This is a genomic window from Paremcibacter congregatus, from assembly GCF_006385135.1.
Lineage (GTDB): Bacteria > Pseudomonadota > Alphaproteobacteria > Sphingomonadales > Emcibacteraceae > Paremcibacter > Paremcibacter congregatus.
In genome coordinates this window covers 1,601,627-1,625,757 of record NZ_CP041025.1, presented here as the reverse complement: position 1 = coordinate 1,625,757, position 24,131 = coordinate 1,601,627, and the positions used below count along the sequence as shown (strand labels likewise).

The 24,131-nt window shown below is 52.1% G+C and carries 22 protein-coding genes; 8 read left to right on the top strand and 14 right to left on the bottom strand.

Going from position 1 to position 24,131, the window contains the following annotated elements; all coding sequences use genetic code 11:
* Positions 1–65: 65 nt before the first annotated feature.
* Complete coding sequence (locus FIV45_RS07200; RefSeq protein WP_099471695.1) at positions 66–752, bottom strand: HdaA/DnaA family protein; 687 nt, start codon at positions 750–752, stop codon at positions 66–68.
* 4 nt (positions 753–756) lie between these two features.
* A complete protein-coding gene (locus FIV45_RS07195) occupies positions 757–2,064 on the bottom strand; it encodes a DUF2066 domain-containing protein (RefSeq protein ID WP_165776940.1) in 1,308 nt (435 codons plus the stop codon).
* A gap of 195 nt (positions 2,065–2,259) precedes the next feature.
* Between FIV45_RS07195 and purM the strand changes: the two genes are divergently transcribed.
* Complete coding sequence (gene purM, locus FIV45_RS07190) at positions 2,260–3,363, top strand: phosphoribosylformylglycinamidine cyclo-ligase (RefSeq protein WP_099471693.1); 1,104 nt, start codon at positions 2,260–2,262, stop codon at positions 3,361–3,363.
* Between the two features lie 32 nt (positions 3,364–3,395).
* Positions 3,396–4,046: a phosphoribosylglycinamide formyltransferase gene (gene purN / locus FIV45_RS07185; protein WP_099471692.1), complete on the top strand. Its 651-nt coding sequence runs from the start codon at positions 3,396–3,398 to the stop codon at positions 4,044–4,046.
* Positions 4,047–4,199: 153 nt separating this feature from the next.
* Here purN and ndk read toward each other — a convergent pair whose 3' ends face one another.
* Entirely contained in the window at positions 4,200–4,622 is a 423-nt protein-coding gene (ndk, locus tag FIV45_RS07180) for a nucleoside-diphosphate kinase (protein ID WP_099471691.1), read from the bottom strand.
* A 141-nt stretch (positions 4,623–4,763) separates the two neighbouring features.
* Between ndk and FIV45_RS07175 the strand changes: the two genes are divergently transcribed.
* Complete coding sequence (locus tag FIV45_RS07175) at positions 4,764–6,632, top strand: ABC-F family ATP-binding cassette domain-containing protein (RefSeq protein WP_099471690.1); 1,869 nt, start codon at positions 4,764–4,766, stop codon at positions 6,630–6,632.
* 4 nt (positions 6,633–6,636) lie between these two features.
* On the opposite strand, the gene FIV45_RS07170 is transcribed toward FIV45_RS07175, so the two are convergent.
* The 4 genes from FIV45_RS07170 to FIV45_RS07155 form a co-directional block, all read right to left on the bottom strand.
* Positions 6,637–7,326 (bottom strand): hypothetical protein, encoded by a 690-nt coding sequence (locus FIV45_RS07170; RefSeq protein ID WP_099471689.1) that lies wholly within the window; start codon positions 7,324–7,326, stop codon positions 6,637–6,639.
* Positions 7,327–7,715: 389 nt separating this feature from the next.
* Positions 7,716–8,894 (bottom strand): serine hydrolase domain-containing protein, encoded by a 1,179-nt coding sequence (locus tag FIV45_RS07165; RefSeq protein WP_165776939.1) that lies wholly within the window; start codon positions 8,892–8,894, stop codon positions 7,716–7,718.
* A 153-nt stretch (positions 8,895–9,047) separates the two neighbouring features.
* Positions 9,048–9,497, bottom strand: coding sequence for a DNA polymerase III subunit chi (locus FIV45_RS07160; RefSeq protein ID WP_099471687.1), 450 nt, complete (start codon positions 9,495–9,497; stop codon positions 9,048–9,050).
* A gap of 1 nt (position 9,498) precedes the next feature.
* Positions 9,499–10,992: a leucyl aminopeptidase gene (locus FIV45_RS07155; protein ID WP_099471686.1), complete on the bottom strand. Its 1,494-nt coding sequence runs from the start codon at positions 10,990–10,992 to the stop codon at positions 9,499–9,501.
* A gap of 244 nt (positions 10,993–11,236) precedes the next feature.
* On the opposite strand from FIV45_RS07155, the gene FIV45_RS07150 reads away from it, so the two are divergent.
* The 4 genes from FIV45_RS07150 to rsmA all read left to right on the top strand — a co-directional run bounded on the left by FIV45_RS07150 (position 11,237) and on the right by rsmA (position 16,712).
* Complete coding sequence (locus FIV45_RS07150; RefSeq protein WP_099471685.1) at positions 11,237–13,429, top strand: LPS-assembly protein LptD; 2,193 nt, start codon at positions 11,237–11,239, stop codon at positions 13,427–13,429.
* Positions 13,430–13,515: 86 nt separating this feature from the next.
* A complete protein-coding gene (locus tag FIV45_RS07145) occupies positions 13,516–14,817 on the top strand; it encodes a peptidylprolyl isomerase (protein ID WP_165776938.1) in 1,302 nt (433 codons plus the stop codon).
* Positions 14,795–15,844 (top strand): 4-hydroxythreonine-4-phosphate dehydrogenase PdxA, encoded by a 1,050-nt coding sequence (gene pdxA, locus FIV45_RS07140; protein ID WP_099471683.1) that lies wholly within the window; start codon positions 14,795–14,797, stop codon positions 15,842–15,844. Before FIV45_RS07145 ends, pdxA begins: the two co-directional genes overlap by 23 nt.
* A 4-nt stretch (positions 15,845–15,848) precedes the next feature.
* On the top strand, positions 15,849–16,712 hold the full coding sequence (gene rsmA, locus FIV45_RS07135) for a 16S rRNA (adenine(1518)-N(6)/adenine(1519)-N(6))-dimethyltransferase RsmA (protein ID WP_099471682.1): 864 nt from the start codon (positions 15,849–15,851) through the stop codon (positions 16,710–16,712).
* On the opposite strand, the gene gmk is transcribed toward rsmA, so the two are convergent.
* Together gmk and FIV45_RS07125 are read right to left on the bottom strand one after the other, a co-directional pair.
* Positions 16,713–17,348, bottom strand: coding sequence for a guanylate kinase (gmk, locus tag FIV45_RS07130; protein ID WP_099471681.1), 636 nt, complete (start codon positions 17,346–17,348; stop codon positions 16,713–16,715). It lies immediately after the preceding gene.
* A 10-nt stretch (positions 17,349–17,358) separates the two neighbouring features.
* Positions 17,359–18,249, bottom strand: a complete 891-nt coding sequence (locus FIV45_RS07125) for a YicC/YloC family endoribonuclease (protein WP_099471680.1) — start codon at positions 18,247–18,249, stop codon at positions 17,359–17,361.
* 81 nt (positions 18,250–18,330) lie between these two features.
* On the opposite strand from FIV45_RS07125, the gene FIV45_RS07120 reads away from it, so the two are divergent.
* A complete protein-coding gene (locus tag FIV45_RS07120; protein WP_099471679.1) occupies positions 18,331–19,095 on the top strand; it encodes an SDR family NAD(P)-dependent oxidoreductase in 765 nt (254 codons plus the stop codon).
* A 2-nt stretch (positions 19,096–19,097) separates the two neighbouring features.
* On the opposite strand, the gene FIV45_RS07115 is transcribed toward FIV45_RS07120, so the two are convergent.
* The 5 genes from FIV45_RS07115 to fabG form a co-directional block, all read right to left on the bottom strand.
* The gene (locus tag FIV45_RS07115) at positions 19,098–20,381 is read right to left on the bottom strand and encodes an NAD(P)/FAD-dependent oxidoreductase (RefSeq protein WP_099471678.1); all 1,284 of its coding nucleotides are present in this window, start codon (positions 20,379–20,381) and stop codon (positions 19,098–19,100) included.
* A 46-nt stretch (positions 20,382–20,427) separates the two neighbouring features.
* Positions 20,428–21,393 carry an endolytic transglycosylase MltG gene (gene mltG / locus FIV45_RS07110; RefSeq protein WP_165776937.1) on the bottom strand — a complete coding sequence of 322 codons (966 nt, stop codon included), beginning with the start codon at positions 21,391–21,393 and terminating at the stop codon, positions 20,428–20,430.
* A gap of 16 nt (positions 21,394–21,409) precedes the next feature.
* Positions 21,410–22,675, bottom strand: a complete 1,266-nt coding sequence (gene fabF, locus FIV45_RS07105; protein WP_099471676.1) for a beta-ketoacyl-ACP synthase II — start codon at positions 22,673–22,675, stop codon at positions 21,410–21,412.
* A 183-nt stretch (positions 22,676–22,858) separates the two neighbouring features.
* Entirely contained in the window at positions 22,859–23,092 is a 234-nt protein-coding gene (locus FIV45_RS07100) for an acyl carrier protein (RefSeq protein WP_099471675.1), read from the bottom strand.
* A gap of 297 nt (positions 23,093–23,389) precedes the next feature.
* Positions 23,390–24,127 carry a 3-oxoacyl-[acyl-carrier-protein] reductase gene (gene fabG / locus FIV45_RS07095; protein WP_099471674.1) on the bottom strand — a complete coding sequence of 246 codons (738 nt, stop codon included), beginning with the start codon at positions 24,125–24,127 and terminating at the stop codon, positions 23,390–23,392.
* Positions 24,128–24,131: the final 4 nt, after the last annotated feature.

Here is a 24,131-nt window from a genome sequence, read left to right as displayed (position 1 = left end):
AAAGCTGCGCACAGTATTAGGTTAAAAGTATTTCAATTTTATGACAGTTCCAAGCTTAATTCGACTTAAACCTCATTTTCCGGCAAATCATCCAGTAAATTTCGCACCAGAGGTACGGTAATCTTACGCTGGCGTGACAACGCCAGCGTATCAATACGACTGACAATGTCCCGTGCGGCGGCGAAAGATCTCTCGATCCTGAGCATTAAATAATTCACCACTTCCTGAGGCACGGTAATTTGCCGGTCTGTGAATTGCTTCACAATCACCGCCGCCAGCAATTCATCATCAGGCGCACCGATCTCTATGGAGATTGCCGCCAGCATACGCGACTGAAGATCCGGCAATGACAACGACCAGTGTTTGGGATGTTGCGCCGCCGTCAACAATAGCGACCCACCTTTTTCTTTCTGCCAGTTATACAAGTGAAATAACATTTCCTGCTGCTCAATATCCGTCAGCAGGCCATCGACATCTTCCAGAACGAGACAGGCCGGCATCTGATCCAGGTCCGCCGTGGTGATCTGGGTCAGGTCACCGTATTTCGCGCCCGTCTTCTGCTGCCAGACGTGAGATAAATGAGTTTTGCCGCATCCCCGTGTGCCATAGAGAATGGTGCAATGAACGCCGCGCCAGTCCGGCCAGCGGTCAATCCAGTTCACCGCCTCGACATTCGAAGCTGTCACCAGATAATCCTCCGCATTGAAGGCCTCTCTGACGGGGATGTTAAAGGGAATTTGTACTGCAGTCATAATCTTATTTCTTTAAGGTCAGAACCCAAGAATAATCAAGGCGCACCGGCAAATCAACCTCTGTTCCCTGAGAAGACATTGTCAGGCTCTTCATATCCGCCGCTGTATCAGGGACAGAAGGTGTCCGCCGGGCCGGAGAGGCCACGGGCGTCAGAGCCATGTTTTCCTGTTCCAGAGTCAGGATAATCTGTTCCACATCGCCAGAATGTTCCATCCGGGCCAAGGCGCCGGTGGTGCTGAAATTCTGAAGGCTCACCTTACGGATCAGGGAAATACCATCCAGTTTTCTTTTAATCGCAAACCAGTCTTCTGGAGAGGAAAAATCAATCCGCACAGTGAGTTGCGATGCTTCCCCAAAGTGAATCATCACCTTTTCCTTCCACTGATTATCCAACCAGTAGGTGGCGCGGTCAATCGCTTCCTGATACAATTTATCAAGAGTTTCCGGACCTTCTTCCGCCAAAGACACCTGCGTAACATAAGCCGGCGTCGCGAGGCCTTCCTTGAATACAGTCAGGTCAAGTACGCGGTTTCCGGTCAACACATCATAGGAGACTTTGGCGCTCATGACATACAGATCCCGCCCCCTGACCTCCGCCGCCAATCGGTTGATCATCGCGGGATCGCCTCGTTGCGCCTGCCACGGTGATACCGTCATGCGGTGAATCTTGCTGGAGTCTATAATCTCTATGGGAACAAGATTATTGATTGTATCGTAATCCCGCCAGGCGGTGCGCCAACTGTTACTGCTTTCCCATAACATAACTGCTCCGTCGATCTCCACCACGGTCAGAAGGCGCGCCGGGTTGGACAGGGTTTCCGCAAACGGCATGCCCAACACAGACAGGAAATTATAAATCTTTTCCCGGCTGAAATGCACGGTAAAGTCGGCGATATAACGCACCCGGGATGTTTTTTCATTGGCGACCTCGAAACCATTGACCAGTTCGGTGACCTGCCCGTCGCTAAGATCCGGCAGCTTGCCATAATCCTCTTCCCGGATAATTTTGCGGAATAGTTTGTTTAGCCCCAGCCGTTGCGCCTTACGCAGAGCCGCCTGACTGGCCAGGCTAGAGGTTCTGGCGGTCTCATCCATGGAAATATTGTAAATGGTGTAAATCTTCGGCGCCTGATTCTGCTTCAGGTCCTGACTCGCATACAATGACGGAACGGCTTCTGGCCCACTTTCCTGGGCCTGGGAAAGTGACAGGAACGCGCCCGAAAGCGCCAACATCACGCCCAGGTAAGCGCCAAGGTAAGCGCCAAGGTAAGCGCCAAGGTAAGTAATTGTATTTATGATCGTTTTCTTCACCAAATTCAGTCCCATTAGACGCGAACACATTAAAATGTCATAATAGTGCATCTTGTCCTTACTATGGCAAGGGCTTTTAACAAAGCTTTTTCAATGTGCACAGAAAATTCAGGTGGCCTTTTGTCCGCGATCCCCTTATATCTGTGCCCCATATAAAAGTCATTTTTTGGACAGTCTAGTTGCAGGTGGAAGATCGTGAACGAAAAAAAATCCTATACTTATAAAGAGGCCGGCGTTGATATTGAGGCAGGCAATGATCTGGTGGATGCGATTAAACCCGCCGCCGCCTCGACAAAGCGTCCCGGCTGCACATCAGGGCTCGGGGGTTTTGGGGCCCTGTTTGATCTGAAAGCCGCTGGCTATAATGACCCCATTCTGGTCTCCGGCACCGACGGCGTCGGCACCAAGCTGAAGGTCGCCATCGAATCAGGAAAACATGATACCGTCGGCATTGATCTGGTCGCCATGTGCGTCAATGACCTCATTGTCCAAGGTGCCGAACCGCTGTTCTTTCTCGATTATTTTGCCACAGGACATTTGAGTGTTGACGCCGGACGGGCCATCATCGAAGGCATCGCTGAAGGTTGCCGTCAGTCCAACGCGGCCCTGATCGGCGGCGAAACCGCAGAAATGCCCGGCATGTACAAGGACGGCGATTACGATCTCGCCGGTTTCTGCGTCGGCGCGGTCGAGCGGGAAAACATCCTTACCGGGGAAGGTGTCGAAGACGGTGACATCTTGTTGGGGCTCGCCTCCAGCGGCGTCCATTCCAATGGCTTCTCTCTGGTGCGACGTTTAGTCGAGGATTCCGGTCTCGGCTATGATGCCCCCTGCCCGTTCGACGACAGCAAGGATTTTGGTACGGCACTTCTGGAACCGACAAAGATTTATGTACTCAGCACTCTGGCGGCCCTGAAGGCTGGCCATATCAAGGCGATCTCCCACATCACCGGCGGCGGCTTTGTTGAAAATATTCCCCGCATTCTGCCGGACGGTGTATCCGCCCATGTGGACGCCAGTTGCTGGACCCTGCCGCCTGTATTTGACTGGCTGCGTGAAGCCGGTAACCTCGCGCCGCTGGAAATGGCCAAGACCTTTAATTGCGGCATTGGACTTGTGGTTATCGTCAAGGCCGACGGCGCCGAAGAAACCCGCCGGATTTTCGAAGAAAATGGCGAAACGGTTTATACTCTGGGTCATGTAACACAAAAAACCGCCGATGAGCCCGCCACAATCGTCACCGGCACAGCCGGAAGCTGGGGCTATACAGATGCCTGGCACGCCAAGTCTTCTCTTTAAACCTTAACCTGTAACGCCCAAGGAATTCCGCCATGCTTGATGTCGCCGTACTGGTTTCCGGACGAGGAAGTAATCTTCAGGCTCTGATCGACGCCTGCGCCGCGGATGATTTTCCCGCCCGTATTGTCGCCGTGATCTCCAACAATCCGGGGTCTTACGGACTGGAACGGGCCAAGCTCGCCGGCATTCCCACGGCCGTCGTCAATCACCGCGATTACGAGGACCGGGAAAGTTTCGACAACGCCATTGATGAAGAGCTGAAGAAATTCAAGGCCAAATTCATTTGTCTGGCCGGGTTCATGCGTATTCTCGAAGCCCGCTTCGTTAACCGCTGGCGTGACCGGATTCTCAACATTCACCCGTCGCTTTTGCCGTCCTTCAAAGGCCTGCATACCCAGGAACGCGCCCTCGAATCCGGCGTACGTTTTACCGGCTGCACCGTACATATCGTCCGTCCTGAAATGGATGAAGGGCCCATTATCCTCCAGGCCGCCGTCGCGGTCGATCCGGAAGATGACGCGGACAGTCTGGCTGAAAAAGTTCTTATTCAGGAACATCTGATTTATCCCGAGGCCCTGAAACTGATCGCCCTTGGCCGGGTATCCATCAGCGGCAATCGCTCTATCATTGAGAAAGCCGAATACCCCAAAGAAGCCCTGATCAGTCCGGCTCTGACAGACTGATACTCCCCCCTGAAAGCCTTTTCAGATTGTGACGCATACAGCCGTTTGGGTCTTTGTTTTGTTTACGGGTTTTTGAATGACAGAGAAACAACACATGAAAAAAGCCGCTGATCATTTCTGACCAGCAGCTTTTTAATGATCAGGCTATGTCGATTAGCCTACGATTTCTTCGTCTTTGAAGAAATAAGCGATCTCGATCGCCGCATTTTCTTCACTGTCAGACCCGTGAACGGTGTTTTCACCAATGGACAGAGCCAGTTCTTTGCGAATGGTACCGGCGTCGGCATCGGAAGGGTTGGTTGCGCCCATGATTTCGCGGTTGCGCAGAACAGCGTTTTCGCCTTCAAGAACCTGAACTACAACTGGCTCGGATACCATGAATTCAACCAGCTCGCCGAAGAAAGGGCGCTCTTTATGAACGGCATAGAAACCTTCGGCCTGGGCCTGTGTCATGTGGATGCGTTTGGAGGCTACAACCCGCAGGCCGCCGTCTTCGAGCATCTTCGTAACCGCACCGGTCAGGTTGCGGCGTGTGGCGTCAGGCTTAATGATAGAAAAAGTACGTGATACAGTCATCTTGATATCCTTGTGTATAAAACAAAATCCATTTGCGCTGGCTTATAGAGTTTTCTGCGACCGCTTTCAACCAAAGAAATCATCCGTTGCACTTTTAAAAAATCCTGTTAAACCCTAGGATCTGTTTTAAAGGGTATTATTATGTTGCAAATTCAAGATCTCACTTATCGTATCGCCGGGAAAACCCTGCTGGATAATGCCAGTGCGCGTGTCCCCGCCGGGCATAAAGTGGGCATCGTCGGCAAGAATGGCGCGGGAAAATCCACCCTGCTCAAGCTGATCACCGAAGAATTGCACGCCGATGACGGCACCATTCAGATCCATCGTCTCGCCAAACTGGGTCAGGTGGCTCAGGAAGCCCCAGGCGGCGCCACCAGCCTGCTCGATACTGTGCTTGAGGCCGATCTGGAGCTGAAACGACTTGAACAGGCCGCCAAGACCGAAACCGATCCCACCAAGATCGCCGAAATTCATCTCAGGCTCGCCGATATCGACGCCCATACCGCCGAAGCCCGCGCCGCCAGCATCCTGTCCGGTCTCGGTTTCGATGGGGAAGCCCAGCGGCGGCCCTGCTCGTCCTTTTCCGGTGGCTGGCGCATGCGGGTCGCCCTCGCCTGCACCCTGTTCACCAGACCGGACCTGCTGCTACTTGATGAGCCGACCAACTATCTCGACCTTGAGGGGGTGATGTGGCTGGAAAATTTCATCAAGAATTACCCTTTCACCGTCATTATCGTCAGCCATGACCGCGACCTGCTCAACAGCTCCGTCACCGCGATTCTGCATCTTGAACAGCAGCAGTTGAAGCTCTATACCGGCAATTATGACAATTTCGAGAAATTGCGCCGGGAACAACTCGCTCACCGGCGCGCCGGGATCGTCAAACAGGAAGCCGCCCAGAAACATCTGCAAAGCTTCATCGACCGCTTCAAGGCCAAGGCCTCCAAAGCCAAACAGGCCCAGAGCCGGGTCAAAATGCTGGAAAAAATGGGCCCCCTCGACAGTATTATCGAGGACCGGACCTTCTCGTTCGAGTTTCCCAATCCGAAGCCCCTCGCCCCGCCTTTATTCACCCTTGATAATGGCGAGGTCGGCTATAGCGCCGGCAATCCGATTTTGCGCCGCCTTAACCTGCGACTCGATATGGATGACCGCATCGCCCTGCTTGGGCAGAACGGCAACGGCAAGTCCACCTTCGCCAAACTGATTTCCGGCAGGCTCGACATCATGAATGGCGAACTGAAAAAATCCGGCAAGCTGGAAGTCGGCTATTTCGCCCAGCATCAGCTGGACGAGCTCAATCCGGAGGGCACCCCGCTCAGCCACCTGAAAGAACGGATGATCAATGTACCGGAAAGCAAGGTCCGGGCGAAACTCGGCGCGTTCAGCTTTGGCGTTGACAAAGCGATGACCCGGGTCGAAGACCTGTCCGGCGGCGAGAAGGCGCGTCTGTTGTTCGCCCTGATGAGCCTCAATGCGCCGCATATCCTGATTCTTGATGAGCCCACCAACCATCTGGACGTCGAAAGCCGCGAGGCGCTGATACACGCCATCAACGGGTATGAAGGCGCGGTAATCATGATCAGCCATGACCGCCATCTGATCGAGGCCTGCGCCGACCGCCTGTGGCTGGTCAATGAGGGTACGGTGACCTCTTATGACGGCGATATGGAAGATTATAAAAAGCTCACCCTGCAATCGCGCAGCACGTCGAAAAAGAAGAGCAAGGAAAATCCAGGTGGGCAGAAAGTCCGCAGCGAAGACCCACAACTCACGACCCTGAAGAAAAAGGCGGAAAAGCTTGAAAAGAAGATCAAGCGATTACAGGCCGACGTGGCCAAATACGACCGCGCCCTGAAAAACCCCAAACTTTATGTCCACGGTGATGTCAAGGCGGCAGCGGCGTTAAAGAAATTCACCGCCGAGAAACTGGATATGACACTTGATCTGGAAGAATTCGAAGTCGAGTGGCTGGAAATGCAGGAAGCGATCGAAGAGATGTCAGCGTAAAAAATTAGGGACGCTTATCTATGAAGTCTCTTATTTCTTTGTAGTCTTCATTTAGCTCATCAGCAAGCTTCTCACGTGACGATGTTTCTATCAACAAGATATCATTTTTGATTTTAAAATTTTTCAAAGTTTTGGATATCTCTTTTAAGCTTTTAGATATTTCTTCTGAATCAGGATGACCGACTCTAGTGTAGCCAGAGAGGCTGGAAACATCAATATTACTTTTGGATTCCCTTTTTCTTCCAAAAACATCATCATAGTGAATAGTTAACAAAATTTTCTCTAATGGATTTTCTTTCTCAAACTCAAAAAAATTTCCAAAATAGGCTTTAATTTCACCTCCCTGCGGTAATGTTTGAATTTCACGAATAGAATTTTTTCCTGGAAGCCTTACTCTATATTTTTCTATAATTGCATCAGCATCTGGGATATAAAATTTTACATTAAATGCTGGTCCCAATCCTATATTCGAAATATAGAGATTTAGAATATTGATATGTTTCCCAGGCCGAACGTAAGCCACTATATGAGGCTCACTCCCCAATTTGCGTAATTTTCTATTTTCCCATAATAAAATTATATTAAATGAAACCATTAAAAAAGTAAGAACCACAATGACAAAACCATTGTGGCTATCGACCCACAAAGCGGCGCTATATATTTCTCTAAATATTCCTCTAAAAAGCTCGCCCACATTAGTTCCCCTTCTTATTTATTTCGTTCACAAATGACGACTAATACACAAGATTAATTTTATTAGACTGACACATACTATACGCAAAAGCTTTACATGCCTACATGGTCGTTTTGCACATAGCAAACTTCTCTTCCCCGTCTTTACCCGACTTGATCGGGTAATCCAGAAACATGTTAGACGATTGACTAGATTTCCATCTTCATGGAAATGACACAGGAAAAACTAGTGTATTAATTTATCTTCCCCTTATCCTTGTCACCCTTGCGCAGGCAAGGGTCCATTCTCATGTCACAGCCGAGATGACTTGTTCACGGTACTATACTGATATCAAAGTAGATTCTGGCCTTCTTAAAAATAACAATAGAGGCGTCTGATCAGGCCGCGCCTTATTGTCTGCTGTTTGACCGGAGGCGCAGATTTTTATAGTGAGCCACTAACGGAGAAATCGGGTCGATCAACTCGATTAATTCTGGCATGACCTGCAACGCGCGATAATTCGGCGCATTAAGGAAGATGACCAGTCCATCCTGCGTTCCTGTATAAAAATAAGCCGTCGTCAGTTCCGCCCAGTCGCTCCCCCCGTGGCTCAACAATTGTGTATCGCCGTAATCAAACACTTCCCAGCCAAGCCCATAGCCTTGCGTCTTGGGGCAATGGCCGTCCGGCACGATACCGCAAATCACCTTGGTTTCATCCCCTTTATCCGCTTGCACGTGATTGCGGTCGGCGGCGATCTTGGCGCTATATCCCTCCTCCTTCATCACCGAGATCATGAATTTGGCGAAATCATTGACAGTTATCACCAGATTTCCGGCGGCGGAATAGTCACCTTCCTGACTGCACCAGCGTTTTTGCGGGAAACAATATGGCCCCCAAAATGCGCCGTCCTCGTCCAGCCGTCGGGCAATGTTCGGGAAATTCGCCTCACGTACACTGATCGACGCCCCGTTAATCTTCAGTGGCGTGAACAGATGTTCTTTCACCAGACTCTCGAACCCGCGCCCCAGTTTCCTTTCGGCGTAGGCTGCCACATATTTCATCCCTTCCCCGGAATAGCCGTATTTCGCGCCGGGATCATTTTGAAAATGCAACTTGTAGTCTTTGGCTAAAAACCGCCAGTTCAGGAAGCCCGTGGTATGGCTGAGCGCCATGCGCGGCGTCAGGTCCTTATGGCGCGGATCATCCGCCAGATCCGGGTCCACCCAATAGGGCGCCATACTTTCATCCAGATCAAGTTTTCCCTGATCGACCAGACGCAGAATGGTTTCCGTGGTCACGGTTTTGGTCAGCGAGGCCGCATTAAACTGAGTATTTTCCGAGGCCGGCACCCCCGGAGCCTGACTGCCGAAGGTCCCGGTCCAGGCAACTTTACCCCCTTTGATCACCACAACACCCGCCGTATTGATGCCCTTGGTGGCAACAAAGTCAGTGAACATTTTCGTTAATGCCGCCGCGCGATCCGGCGTGAAGTCCGGCAGACCGGATGGATGCAATTCCTTCGCTTTCACTAAGGTAGTGTTAGTGAGTGCGGTAATGCACGCAATAACCAGAAACGTTCGTCTCATGATATTCTCCCCATCTAGTACGCCCCGTATGATTTGAAGATCCATGTTTTCTTTTGAAATTATTCAGAGGCGCTGATTACGGAAAATATGAGGGGAAATAACAGAATTGTCAATCCAGTGATTAAGAGAAGAGAATATGGTCAGGAACTGCTCTCAAGCCTTTTTGCTCCAGCCGCCCTGCTCGGTCTGCTGCCAATAGGTCAGGGTATGTCCTGCCTCTTTATAAGTTTTCCAGCGCCCCCGCGCTGCGGCCGTTGCTTCGTCATTTCGGCCATCAAACATTTCAAGACAACGGTCATAGTCCGCGATCAGAGTGCTTTCCATACTGTCCACTAGAACCAATACCGACGCCCCCGCAGGATTTTCTTCCTCCGTGGTCAGATAAATTACCTGCTGATCGGGATACTTACACTTCATATCCCCATGGGGCAGGAAGCTGTCAGGTTTAAAAGTCCAGAGAACCTCATCCAGTTCCATCATGCGCTCTTCCGAGCCCACCCTGATAACCGCTTTCATCCCCGCCCCATGAACCTTGTCCAGCAGTTTTGGCAACGCACTGGTCAAAGGCTGATGCAGCAGATGATAAAAGCTGATATCGGTCATATTAGTCTTCGTAATTATCGTGCACAAAACGGTCCAGAAGACGAACGCCATAACCGGTTGCACCACTGTCGGCAACATCGGAAGCTTCTGTTTTCCAGGCCATGCCGGCGATATCGATATGCACCCATGGCACATCATTGACAAACCGCTGCAGGAACTGGGCTGCGGTAATGCTGCCCGCATATTTGCCGCCAATATTGCGCATATCGGCAATCTTGGAATCCACCAGTTTGTCATACGCCTTGTTCAGCGGCATACGCCATACCGGCTCATCAACTGTTTGTCCCGCATTGACCAGATGGTCACAGAGCTCATCATTGTTAGAGAAAATTCCGGCATATTCCTGTCCCAGAGCCACCATCATGGCGCCGGTCAGCGTAGCGAGATCAATCATGCATTTTGGCTTGAACCGATCCTGCGTATACCAAAGCGCATCGGCCAGCACCAGGCGGCCTTCAGCGTCAGTATTGATCACTTCAATGGTTTGACCGGACATACTGACCACCACATCACCGGGACGTTGCGCTGTACTGGAAGGCATATTTTCCACGAGACCAACCACGCCAATGGCGTTGACCTTGGCATTACGCCCGGCAAGCGCCGTCATGGCGCCAACAACGGCGGCAGAACCACCCATATCAAATTTCATGTCTTCCATGCCCGCGCCGGGCTTCAGGGAAATGCCCCCGGTATCGAAGGTCACGCCTTTGCCGATAAAGGCCACTGGCGCTTCATCTTCCTTGTCTGATCCGTTCCAGTGCATGATCACCAGATGAGATTCACAGGCACTGCCCTGACCTACGCCGAGAAGCGCGCCCATGCCAAGTTCTTCCATTTCCTCTTCACAGAGGACTTCGACATCAATGCCGAGCTCGGACAGTTCCTTGATCTTTTCGGCATAGCTTTCCGGATAAACCACATTGCCGGGTTCTGTCACCAGATCACGGGCAAATTCAACACCATCGGCAACACGATCAAGATCATCAAACAGTTTGTCAGCCGCCGTCGCCGCACTGGTCATGACGGAAACTGCGATCACGGATGGCTTTTTGCTTTCCGGTTGTTTGGTGAAATATTTATCAAAGCGGTACCGGCGCAGACGGGCGCCACAGGCGATATGGGCCGCAAGTTCCGCATCGGACAGGATTGCTGCTTTCGCGCTATCAACGGCTATGGAAATATCTTCGTCTCCGCTGGAAATCAGCTTCGCCATGATCTTGCCGCCAACCTTTTCGGCCTTCACGGCGTCCAGCTCAGCCTCTGCGCCAAGACCAACCACAAGAATACGATTGATGTCCAGGTTAACCGGAGCCACCAATTCCACAATCTGCCCAAGCTTGCCTTCAAAATGACCAACCTTGATGGCGCGTTTAACAAGGCCATCGGTTTCCTTGTCAATTTTTTTGGCGCTTTCGGTCAATTTACGATCCGCATAAGTAAAGACGACATGCGCATCGGCGGTTGGCAGTGCTTTTTTACAGAATTTTATGTTCATGAGTGCCTCAATTATGTCCTAATATTATGTCCAAGTATCATTTCTTGATGATAGAGGAAGTTTGTAGCATTGTCTTCACTTGAGAGATAGTACCGCAGGGCACTTTGTGCAAGGATAAACTCGGAAAAGCGGAGAAATCACATTGAAGCAAGCCGAGCCGAAAAGATCTTTTCCAACAAGGTTTTTCGGCCTGATTGGGAAATAACGGTAGGCAACAAAAAGAAAAGTATGTAAATAACGCTATATGGTTAGAAAAATTATCCTCACGGGCCTGCTTTCCGGCGCAGTCATTATTGCTTCTCCCCTGGCGACCTTATCCGGCGCGGGCATGGCGTATGGCCAGACGAGCCCCCTCGGCAAAGACATTAATTTTTCTGCAGACAAGGCGCTCTACGATAGCGAAAATAAGCGCGTCATTGTCAGTGGCAATGTCACACTCTATCAGGGTACTACGGTCCTGAACGCAGACAAAGTCACTTATGACGAAACATCTCAGGAAGTCCGTGCCGTCGGCAAGGTCACGATCCGCGATGACAAGGGCAACATTCTGTATATGGAAGAAACAGTCCTTAAGGATGGACTGAAGGAAGGTTTTATCCGTAACGTCCGCCTTCTGTTTTCCGATGACGCCCATCTGGCGGCCCGGGAAGGTGTACGCACCGGCAAACGCACCATATTGAAAGACGCCGCCTATACGCCGTGCAAAACCTGTAACGAAGACGGAAAACGCAAGCCGTTGTGGCAAATTCGCGCCGACGAAGTCACCCATGATGAAGAAGACAAAGTCATTCGCTACAAGAATGTCATTTTGGAAATTGCCGGGGTTCCCATCCTGTACACCCCCTATTTTTCACACCCCGACCCGACGGTTCACGCGGCTTCCGGTTTTCTTAACCCGGAATTTGGCACGTCGTCCGAACTTGGACTGAATGTCACAATTCCTTACTATTTTAGTCTGGCGCCCCATCGCGACCTGACACTTGAACCCTTACTGACATCGAAAGAGGGCCTGGTGCTCGGCGGCACTTATCGTCAACATACAGGCAATGGCCAGTTCTCCGTCAGTGGATCAATTGCCAATGCCATCGACAGTGATAATTTTCTCAGCAGCGAAAGCGGTCGCGAAATCCGCGGGCATATATTTTCTGAAGGCAAGTTCGATCTGGACAACCTGAAACTGATCGGCGACCAGTGGCAATGGGATTACGCCGCGCGCTGGGTCAGTGATGACACCTATCTGCGTCGCTATTACCAGGACCGTTCCGATGTACTGAAAAGCCATGCCAAAATAGAAAATTTCACCGGACGTAATTATTTCTCGACCGGGTTATACGTTTTTCAAGGCCTTGATGAAGAAGACAGTGGCGGCCTGACAGGTCAAGCCCTGCCCGCCTTTGACCTTAACATTGAAACCACCCCGGGCAAATGGGGCAATCAGTTTACTCTTGACGCCAGTGGCGCTTCTATCCTGCGCACCGCCGGCATTGACACCCAACGGGTCAGCTTCAAGAGCGCCTGGAAACTGCCAATGAAGACTCAACTGGGGGACTTCTACACCATCACCGCCAGCCTGCGGGGAGATGCCTATCACGTCAGTGACGCCGCCTTGCAGGATCAACCGATCTATGGCGGCGCCGACGGAACTTATGCACGCGTATTACCTAAACTTTCCGTTGACTGGAACCTGCCTTTCATAAAAAATAGTCTGACGTCACAACAGATCATTGAACCTCTGGTTTCCATCATCGTCGCGCCGAACAATAAAAACTCGTTCGACATTCCCAATGAAGACAGCCGCAATTTTGAATTTGATGAAAATAACCTGTTCAGCCACAATCGTTATAACGGTTATGATCGCTGGGAGGCCGGCACCAGGGTAAATTACGGCGTCCGATATTCCCTTTATTCGGGGGACACCACCATCCGGACGACCATCGGCCAGAGTTTCCGGTTCAGTTCCACCGAAACTTTTCCCGTGGGGTCCGGTTATGAAGGCAAATCATCAGATTTTGTTGGACGGCTTGATGTCATCCTCGGTGACTATCTCGATTATGTTCACCGGTTCAGGTTGGACAGCAGCAGTTTTAGCCTACGACGTAATGAACTGATCCTGTCTGGCGGCAGTAAAAGCATCCGGGTATCGGCCCGCTATCTCGATCTCGACCGGGAAAAAACGGATCTGACCAATACGGAACTGGAAAATCGCAAAGAACTGGGTCTTGGCCTGAAATATCTGGTCAATCCTAAATGGACTCTGCATGGCAGCTGGGTACAGGATATTCTCAAAAATGACACAATTTATTATGATGCTGGCGTCCTGTATAAAGATGAATGTCTGGAATTTGGCCTCAGTTACGAGAAGCGCCTGACCTCCGACAGGGACATTACACCATCAAGTATCTTCCACTTCCGGCTGGTATTGAAAAATCTCGGCTGATTTTGCCTTTTGATTTTTCTGATATTAACCAGTATAGATGTGTAACAAATTAAAAAACCGGGTAAGAAAAAATGAAGAGTAGTTTCGTGGCAAGGACATTTAAACTGAATTTGGCAGGCATTTTGAGCAGCATAATGCTTTTGTCGAGTAATGCGTCCGCCCAACAAGACCCCGGCACCCCACAACAATTGAGCGACGTACAGCAAATCGTTGCCGTGGTTAACGACAGCCCCATTTCGCTTTATGACCTGAAACAACGAGTGATGTTGTTTATGATTTCTTCCGGTCAGCGGCAATATTCCCAACAGGAACAGCAATATATGCAGCAACAGGCGCTGCAGAGCCTGGTGGACGACAAATTAAAAATTCAGGAAGCCGACAAATACAAAACCGTCATCAGCCAGCAAGAACAGGAACAATCCTTCGCTTCTTACGCCCAGCAGATGCGCGTCACTTCCCAACAACTTGAGCAACAGCTCAACCAGGCCGGCATCAATAAAGCATCCATGTTGAAACAGATTGAAGCCAGTCTCGCCTGGGAACAGGTCGTCGGCGGGCTTCTGATGCCGCAGGTCAGCATCAGTGATGAAGAGATTTACGCCATTCTTGATCGGATGCAACATAATAAAGGGCAACTGGAATACCACCCCCGTGAGATTTTTCTGTTGGTGTCTGAAAATGAACGCCGCGATGAAATCCGCGCCGCCGCTGACAGTATCCTCGAACAACTTAAAAGCAAACCCAACGCCTTTCCCATGATGGCGCGCCAGTTTTCGCAGGCCACCACTTCTGCGGTCGGCGGTGATTTGGGGTGGTTGATGAAATCAGAGCTCAATAAAGAAATCGCCAGCGCACTGGAAAAACTAGAGCCTGGTGAATTATCAAAACCGATTGAAACCGAAGATGGTTTCTACATTGTGCAATTGGTTGAAAAGCGACAGATACTGACCGCGACACCAACTGATGCCAAAGTCGATCTGCAGCATATGTTCTTTAAGTTTTCTGACAAGGCGGAAGCCGAAGAAATTACCGCGCTCGAAGCCACCATCACTGCGGCGGCGGCCAAAATCAACAGTTGTGAAGACCTCGCAGCCCAAGGCAAAGCCATTGGCGCCTCTGAAACCGGCGAACTGGGCGACCTGGCCATCTCTGATCTGCCAACTCATCTCCAGCAACCCCTGCTTGATCTTGAAATCGGCAAAGCGACTCCACCTGTCAAGGAAGAAACCGGCTTCCGGGTGTTTGTTCTCTGCAACAGGGAAGAACCACAAATCCGGATGCCGGACTATGACAGCATTGAAGGCAGCCTGTCCCAGCAACGGGTCGGTCTGATCGCCCGCCGTCACCTGAGGGACCTGCGACGCGATGCCATCATCGACTATAAATAATTCCCTGCCCCAAGACGCCCTGCCTCTGGCGGTTTCCCTTGGGGAACCCGCCGGTATTGGCCCGGAGATCATTATCAAGGCCTGGGCCGAACGGCAGACGCATCAGTTGCCTCCGTTTTTTGTCATTGGCGCGGCAGCAATCCTGCAACAGGCTGCTCTCGATATCGGTATAACCTTGCCGTTGCGTGTCATTTCATCACCGGACCAATGCACAGCCGCCTTTGACAGCGCCCTGCCCGTCCTTGATATGGGGCTGTCCCTCAGCGTCACGTCGGGCAAGCCCTCGGCGAAAACCGCGCCATTGGTGCTCGGCGCCATTGAACAGGCCACTCAGTTTATCTTTGACGGCAAGGCTGCCGGCCTCGTCACCGCGCCCATCCAAAAATCCGTTCTTTATGACGCGGGATTCGATTTTCCGGGCCATACGGAATATCTCGCCAAACTGTGCAACGATCATACCGGGAAAGGCGAAACATCCGTCATGATGCTGATGGGGAAGGATTTGCGGGTTGTCCCTCTGACGGTTCATACCGCCCTAAAAGACGTTCCTGCCAGCATTACAGCCGACCTGATTACGGATACCCTTATATGTTTACATCACGCCCTGAAACAGGACTTTGGCTTGTCCGCCCCGCGCATTGCCGTTGCAGGTCTGAACCCCCACGCCGGAGAAGACGGCGCCATGGGACAGGAAGAACAAACCGTCATCGCACCAGCCCTTGATAAACTTCGGGTGCAAGGAATGGACATTTCCGGCCCCTTGCCCGCCGACACCATGTTTCATGACGCCGCCCGCGCCCGCTATGACGCCGCGCTATGCATGTATCACGACCAGGCCCTGATCCCGGTCAAGACCCTGGATTTTGACGGTGTCAATATTACGCTGGGCCTGCCGATCGTCCGCACCTCGCCCGATCATGGCACCGCCCTCAATATCGCCGGGCAGAATAAAGCCAGTCCAATGAGCATGATCAATGCGTTGAAATGCGCCGCCGAAATTGCCCGCCACAGAACACAGAAAGTCTGACCGCATGTATGAAGACGGCCTGCGCCCCTTACGAGACGTTATCAGCCATTTTGGCCTTGATGCAAAAAAATCACTTGGACAGAATTTTCTCACCGATCTCAACCTCACCGGCAAAATCGTACGCTCCGCAGAGGGATTGGGGGACACGGACCTGAAAGACAGCATTGTCTATGAAGTCGGCCCTGGCCCTGGCGCCTTAACCCGCGCCATTCTGATGAACGGCGCCCACCGGGTGGTGGCGGTGGAAATGGACCCCCGCTGCGTTGAGGCTCAGAAGGAAATCCAGGCCGCCTACCCGGGGAAACTTAACGTTATCCAGGGCGATGCGCTGGAAATGAATGAACTCGACCTGATTGGCGACACAGAAGGCCGCCCGATCAAGATCATCGCCAACCTGCCCTATAATGTCGGCACCGCCCTTTTGGTAAAATGGCTCACAACAGACCAATGGCTCCCCTGGTACAGCTCTCTCACCCTCATGTTTCAAAAGGAAGTCGGTGAACGGATCGTCGCAGCCCCGCGCACCAAAGCCTATGGACGCCTGTCCGTGCTCGGTCAATATCGCGCCAAAGCGAAAATCATGTTTGACGTGCCGGCCCGGGCCTTTATCCCGCCGCCCAAGGTGACATCCTGCATCGTCGGTCTGACCCCGACCCCGGAACAGCTCGAAACACCACAGCAAAAAGTTCTGGAAAAAGTGGTCTATGCCGCCTTCAATCAACGGCGAAAAATGCTCCGCACCAGCCTGAAGGCTCTGGGCAAAGATCCATTACCGTATCTCGCCGCAGCCGGAATTCCACAGACCTGTCGCGCCGAAGAACTGACCGTGGAAGACTTCTGCCGTCTGGCGCACGCCTATCAGGGCTGATCACTCCTCACCGGTAATATCGTGGACAAATTGCACCAGACCGGTCTGACGTTCCCGCTTCAAACGTTCGGCGCGCAAAATGGAAAACAGTTCCTGTTCAGCCTTCTCCAGATCGTCATTGACAATGATATAGTCATATTCCGCCCAGTGACTGATTTCCTGATTGGCTTTCGACATGCGTTTGGCGACCACTTCGTCGCTGTCCTGAGCCCGGGATTTAAGCCGGCTTTCCAGCGTTTCCTTGCTCGGCGGCAGGATGAACACTCGCACCAGATCCTTGGCGACCTTCTGAGACAATTGCTGGGTGCCCTGCCAGTCAATATCGAACAACACATCACGCCCCGCAGCCATCGCCGCCTCTACCGGGGCGGCCGGGGTGCCGTAATAATTGTCAAATACCTTGGCGTGTTCCAGAAATCCGTCTTCGGCAACCAAAGTCTCGAATTCTTCCACTGTGACAAAGTTATAATCAACCCCGTCCTGTTCGCCAGCCCGCGGCGGTCGTGTGGTCATGGACACCGACAACGTAATGTTCTCATCCTGTTGTAACAATATCCGCGACAGGGTCGATTTCCCGGCCCCGGACGGAGATGACAGTACCAGCAACAGGCCGCGCCGTTTAATCTCTTTGGTCATTAACCCGTCCCTATTCGATATTCTGGACCTGTTCACGGAACTGGTCGATGGTTGTTTTAAGGCTGAGTCCCAATTCGGTCAGGCGAATGTCGGATGCCTTGCTGCACAAGGTATTGGCTTCCCGGTTAAACTCCTGGGTCAGGAAATCCAGTTTGCGCCCTATTTGTCCATCAGTCTTGATATGATTGCGCCCCGCGTCGATATGAGCATAAAGCCGGTCGAGTTCTTCACGGATATCCGCCTTTGTCGCCAAAAGCACCACTTCCTGAGCGATACGGTCCGGGTCAATACCGGTCGCTGAATCGTCGAGCAGTTTATTGACCTTTTCCATATAGCGCTGCTTGATCACCTCAGGCAAGTCCCGGGATATTTCGTCTGCGGCTTTAACCAGCCGCTCGATCTCCTCCAAGAGCCCGCACAACACGTCCTGCATCGCCGCGCCTTCCGTGGTGCGCGATACCAGAAAGGCATCCATATTTTCGCGGAAAGAGACGATCAGCGCCGCATCGCGATCCTTCAGCGTTTCAGGGTCTTCTTCCGCTTCAACATACTGCACCACATCACGCACACCCATAATGGCATCAAGGCTGGGTTGCGGCAGATGATTACGCATGCTTGTCTCGACCGCGACCTCGACCAAGGCGTCCAGCATTTTCTGATTAATCGTAAAGGCCGTCGCGTCATCATCGCGCTTGATCTGCAGGTTGATATTAATCGACCCCCGGGCGACGTTATCCTTCATGGTCTTGCGGATTTGCTGTTCAACCGCCTCATAGCCCTGCGGCAGACGACAGCGCACATCAAAATTGCGGCCATTAACGCTCTTGATTTCCCACGTCCAGTGATAATTTTCCCACTGCCCGGCGCTACGGGCAAATCCTGTCATACTTGATAAGGTCATATTCTTTGACTTTGCAACTGAAGTTAGGCCGACTATAGTCAGCAATATATTACAGCAATGCTATAGCAGGAAACGCGCGCCATGAAAAATCCAAAATCCATTCTTATCACCGGCGGCAGCAGCGGGCTCGGCGAACATCTGGCAAAAGACTATGCGGGCGAAGACATTACCCTGTTTCTCTGTGGTCGCAACGCCGATCGTCTCGACGCTGTGACGAAAGCCTGCGAAGCCAAAGGCGCGGAGGTTCACAGCACCTTGATTGACACCGCCGACGAGATTGCCATGACGGCCTGGATCACGGCCTGCGACGGCATATGCCCCCTTGATCTGGTTATTGCCAACGCCGGAATCGGTCCCGGTTTCTCGCCGGACCAGGATCTTGGCGCCCACACCAAACAGGTCTTCGCAGTTAACCTCCACGGCGTTTTCCACACCATACATCCGGCCCTTGCCTTGATGAAAGAACGCGGACGCGGCCAAATTGCCCTTATTTCCTCTCTCGCAGGCTATCACGGCCTGCCAACGGCACCGGCTTACTCGGCCAGCAAAGTTGCGGTTAAAGGCTATGGAGAAGCCCTTCGCGGCCTTTACGCCCCCTTTGGAGTTGAGATCAATGTGGTCTGTCCCGGATTTGTCAAAAGCCGCATGACAGCGAGCAATAAATTTCCCATGCCGTTTTTGATGGAAACGGAGCCCGCCATTAAAGCTCTTCGACGCGGCCTGGAAAAGAATCAGGCGCGCATCACATTCCCGTGGCAACTTAGCCTGATCTTTGGTTTTATAGTGCGTTTTCTACCCGAATGGCTGTTTGACCGCCTGTTCCGGGTGATGCCGTCCAAGACCTGATGTCAGACACGTTCGCTGATCATATGGACCAACGTGGCGCCACTTTCATAGAACCCGGCTTTCAGGTCAGAGAACGGTTCCCGATAGGCTTTCACTGGAGGAACCGGCAAACCGGCAGCGTCCCCTGTGAGCAGGGCTTCCGCCAGACGCGTTCCGAAAATCGTGCCAGGACCAATGCCTCTACCGGAATAGCCATGCACCGAATAGGCGCTTGGTCCGATTTCCAGAATTTTAGGTGTGTGGTCACTGGTCATGGCAATCCTGCCCTGCCACTGCATTTCCAAGGGTTCATTTTTCAGGTCCGGAAACAGGGTCGCCAGTTTACGCGCCGCCCATTGAGCATGCAGGGATGATGCCGGATGTGTTAAGTCACCGACTCCACCAATGATAAGGCGTCCTGCCTGGTCCTTGCGAAAGGACGTCATAACCATCGCCGTATCCCAACAGCCCTCGTTCCCCGGCAGAATAGTATCCCGCAACCTGTCACCCAACGGTCGGGTCGCCATCTGAAAAAAGTTGCAGGTGATATAATCATTGGCGGCAAGGCCATTGAAATCATCGTGATAGGCATTGGTCGCCAGCAGTAGCGCCGGGGCGGTAACCTGGCCGGTCTCTGTCTCCACTTTCCAGCAACCCGCTTCACGAGACACGGCGTGGACAGGGCTGTTTTCAAAAATATGCGCGCCACTTTCTACCGCTGCCCGCGCCAGTCCCCGGACATAGGATAAGGGTTGAATGGTTCCTGCCCCCGGATCGAAAAGTGCCCCGTGAAAACTATTGGACCCGGTTCTGCGGGCGGTTTCATCCGCATCAAGCACCTGCACCAGTGTCCCCAGCTTCAACAACTGTGCCTGACGGTCTTCAAGGGATGCAAGGCCCGCTGCCGAATGCGCACAATTCAAGGTGCCATTGCGAACGGCTTCACAGGTAATTGCATGGTCCTTAATCAGGGAAAAAACATGTGCGGGGGCTTTTGCCAACTGCGTGGAAAGTCGATTGCCAACCTCAGCCCCCAAGGCTTTCTCGATTTCATTGGGCGACAGCCACAGGCCGGCATTAACCAACCCCACATTGCGGCCCGACCCGCCATGGCCAATTTCATGAGCCTCCAGAAGACATACTTTTGCGCCCCGGCGCGCGGCTTCAAGTGCTGCGGCACACCCCGAAAAACCACCCCCGATGATAACCAGATCCGCCTGTTCCGTCCCGTTGAGAACTACAGGGGAAAGATGTTCCTGACAGGTTCGCCCCCACAGACTTTCAGTCATTTTCTCGGCAGTTTCCATCTCAGCCCCTTTCCGGATTATTCCTGCGGGTGCTCCTGGTGACCCGCTATTTGTCTTTCTCAATCTTGCGCCACTTCCTCACATTCTGCAAGTGTTCGCGGAGACTGCGGGCAAAGGCATGACCACCATCGCCGTTGGCGACAAAATATAGGTCTTCGGTTTTTTGCGGCTGCAACACCGCCTCAATGGACGCCCGCCCCGGATGCGCAATCGGGGTCGGCGGCAAGCCTTTAATCCGGTAGGTGTTATAGGGATTGTCGGCCTTTAAATCAGCCCGGGAAATTGGTCGATCAAGAAATCCTTTGCGATCAATACCATAAATAACCGTTGGGTCGGTTTGAAGCCGCATGTTTTTACGCAGACGATTGACAAATACCCCGGCGATATGGGCCCTCTCCTGCTCGATCGCGGTTTCTTTCTCGACAATAGACGCCAGCGTCAGAGCTTCATCCACAGACAGAAACGGCAAATCCGGGGCCCGTTTGTCCCAGATATCATCAAGCAGATCAAGTTGCCGCATCTGCATCCGCCGAATGATGTCATGCCGGCTGGTATTCTTCGTATAAAGATAGGTTTCCGGCAGGATTGTGCCCTCCCGCGGCAATTCGGTGATCGGCTCGGTAAGATTGTCGATGCCATTGAGATAGTCGGCCACTTGCCAACTGGTCCAGCCTTCAACAATGGTCAGCCGATGCTGGATCACCTTGCCGCTGGACAGGATCATCATGATATCCTGCATGCTTGCGCCCGCCGGTATCAGAAATTCACCGGCCTGCAATCCCCGTTCAAATCCCGAGAACTTCACCCCGAGTTTAAAGATGTTTTGTCCGTCAATATAGCCTTGTTGATCCAGTTGCCAGGCGGTACGGATCAACCCCTGCCCCGGTTCAAGATAATATGCCCTGTCTTCCGCCAACGGGCCGGGACCGTGAAAATGACGATAGCCCAGATACAGGAACAGCGTCGCAAAGACGACGCTGCCCATTAGTAATAGATATATATATTTGCGCATCCCCTTCATCGGGGACTTAAACCGCCTTGAAGATCACGGATGCATTCGTGCCACCAAAGCCAAAGCTGTTGGACAGCACGGCTTTAATTCCGGTCTTCTGCTGGGCTTCGTGAGGCACCAGATTGATGCCACTGATGCCCTCTGACGGGTTATCCAGATTGAGTGTTGGTGGCAATTCGCCCCGGTTCATGGCCAGAATACTGAAAATTGCTTCGGTACTGCCCGCTGCACCCAACAAATGTCCAATAGAGGATTTTGTCGAAGACATGGCCACCTGTGACGCCGCATCCCCAAACAAACGTTTCACGGCGCTGAACTCGATTTCGTCACCAAGCGGGGTTGAGGTTCCGTGCGCATTCACGTATCCAATTTCTTCCGGACCAAAACCGGCCCGTTTGAAAGCAGCCTGCATGGCGCGGTATCCGCCACTGCCATCCGGCGCAGGCGCCGTTACGTGATAGGCATCACCGGACAGGCCATAGCCAACAACTTCGGCATAGATTTTCGCGCCACGTTTCTTGGCATGTTCATATTCTTCGAGAATAAGCATCCCCGCGCCCTCACCGATCACGAAACCATCCCGGTCACGATCATAAGGCCTAGACGCGCGTTCCGGTGTATCGTTGAAATGGGTGCTGAGCGCCTTCGCCTGGGCAAAGCCCGCCACACCGATCTGACAGATCGCGGCTTCGCCGCCACCGGCAACCATGACATCCGCATCATCAAGCGCAATCATCCGCGCCGCATCGCCAACCGCATGGGTCCCGGTCGCACAGGCCGTAACAACCGCATGATTCGGGCCCTTCAGGCCGTTCCGAATAGATACATTGCCGGAAATCAGGTTGATCAGACAACGGGGAATGAAGTGCGGGCTGACCCGACGGACGCCGCGTTCATGCATATTTATGGATTCGTTCTGGATGCCTGGCAGGCCGCCAATACCGGCACCAGTGAGAATTCCGGTGCGCCATTGATCTTCGTCGCTTTCCGGCTTCCAGCCAGCATCTTTCAACGCCATTTCAGCCGCCGCAATGCCATACAGAATGAAATCATCAATACGACGACGTTCACGATCTGTCATCCAGTCATCGGGATTAAAGGTCCCGTTAGTGCCGTCTCCCAGAGGGACTTCACAGGCGACTTGCGCCGAAAGCCCTGTCGAATCAAACCGTGTAATCGGTCCTGCGCCGGATTCACCGGCAATAAGACGTTTCCAAGTTTCTTCAACCCCTGATGCAAGAGGGGTAACAAGCCCCATTCCAGTAACAACCACTCGTCTCATCGATAAACCTTCTTCTTATTTATAATGACTGTATCATAAGTTAAAGCAGAATAGCCCATAAATAACAAGACCGCGAGCGCTGTATCTTTCAAAAAAAAGACAAGGGGCGTCGCGGTCATATTCTTTTTGTCATCTTTGCGATATCGGGCCTGCTTTATCAGCCAACATCAACACTTGGAATTATTAAGTGTTTGCGCCGATAAAGTCGATAGCATCCTTGACAGTAAGGATTTTTTCAGCAGCGTCGTCAGGGATTTCACATCCAAATTCTTCTTCAAACGCCATCACGAGTTCGACGGTATCAAGACTGTCCGCACCCAGATCATCAATAAAGCTTGATGTATCTGTTACTTTGTCTTCTTCAACGCCCAAATGTTCAACAACAATTTTCTTTACGCGTTCAGCTACGTCACTCATATTCTTTATCCCTATTCTAGCGAACCACATCTTTGGCCCGGGTTTCGATAATAACAGATCACCTATTTAATGCACAATTTTTCATTTACAAGCAAAAGAAATAAAAAAATGCATTCTTGCTCATTGAAGCGAGGATTAATAGTGTCTGCATATGACTGCGCATATGATCCGTCAGCATCAATCATTCGTTCCATCACGGGAGGGTTCCTAGCACATTCCATCCTTATCTGCCAAGAACTAATATGCAAGATCGCCGGAATGCGCCATTTCTGCCTTGGGAACCCTTACGAATTTCCGTTAAATCATCGCCATGCCACCGTTGATATGCAGTGTCTGGCCAGTTACATATGCCGCTTCGTCACTCGCAAGATAAACCACTCCGGCGGCGATTTCCGCCCCGACCCCCAAACGCCCCATTGGCACATTGGTTAAAAGACCGGCTTTCTGGTCATCACTCAGCACATCTGTCATCGGGCTTTCGATGAAACCGGGCGCGATACAGTTCACCGTGATATTGCGGGACGCCAGTTCCTGCGCCAAACTTTTGGTCATGCCGATCATGCCTGCCTTGGAGGCCGCATAATTAGCCTGTCCCGGATTTCCGGTCACCCCAACAATAGAGGTGATGTTGATCATCCGGCCGCCGCGGCGCTTCATCATACCGCGCATCAACCCTTGGGACAATTTAAAAGCCGCCTTGAGGTTGACTTGCATGACATCATCCCAGTCTTCGTCTTTCAGACGCATGGCGATGTTATCACGGGTGATCCCGGCGTTATTGACCAGGATATCAACTTTCCCCATAGCCTCTTCCGCCGCCTTGGGCAAAGCCGCCACAGACTCAGGATCGGACAGATTGGCGGGCACCACATGGACCCGCTCGCCCAGTTCCGCCGCCAGGGCTTCCAAAGGTTCCACCCGGGTGCCGGACAGGGCCACTGTCGCACCGCTTTTATGCAGGGCGATGGCGATTTCCTTGCCAAGACCACCGGACGCCCCGGTGACCAGCGCGCATTTACCGTCAAGATTAAACATGTTT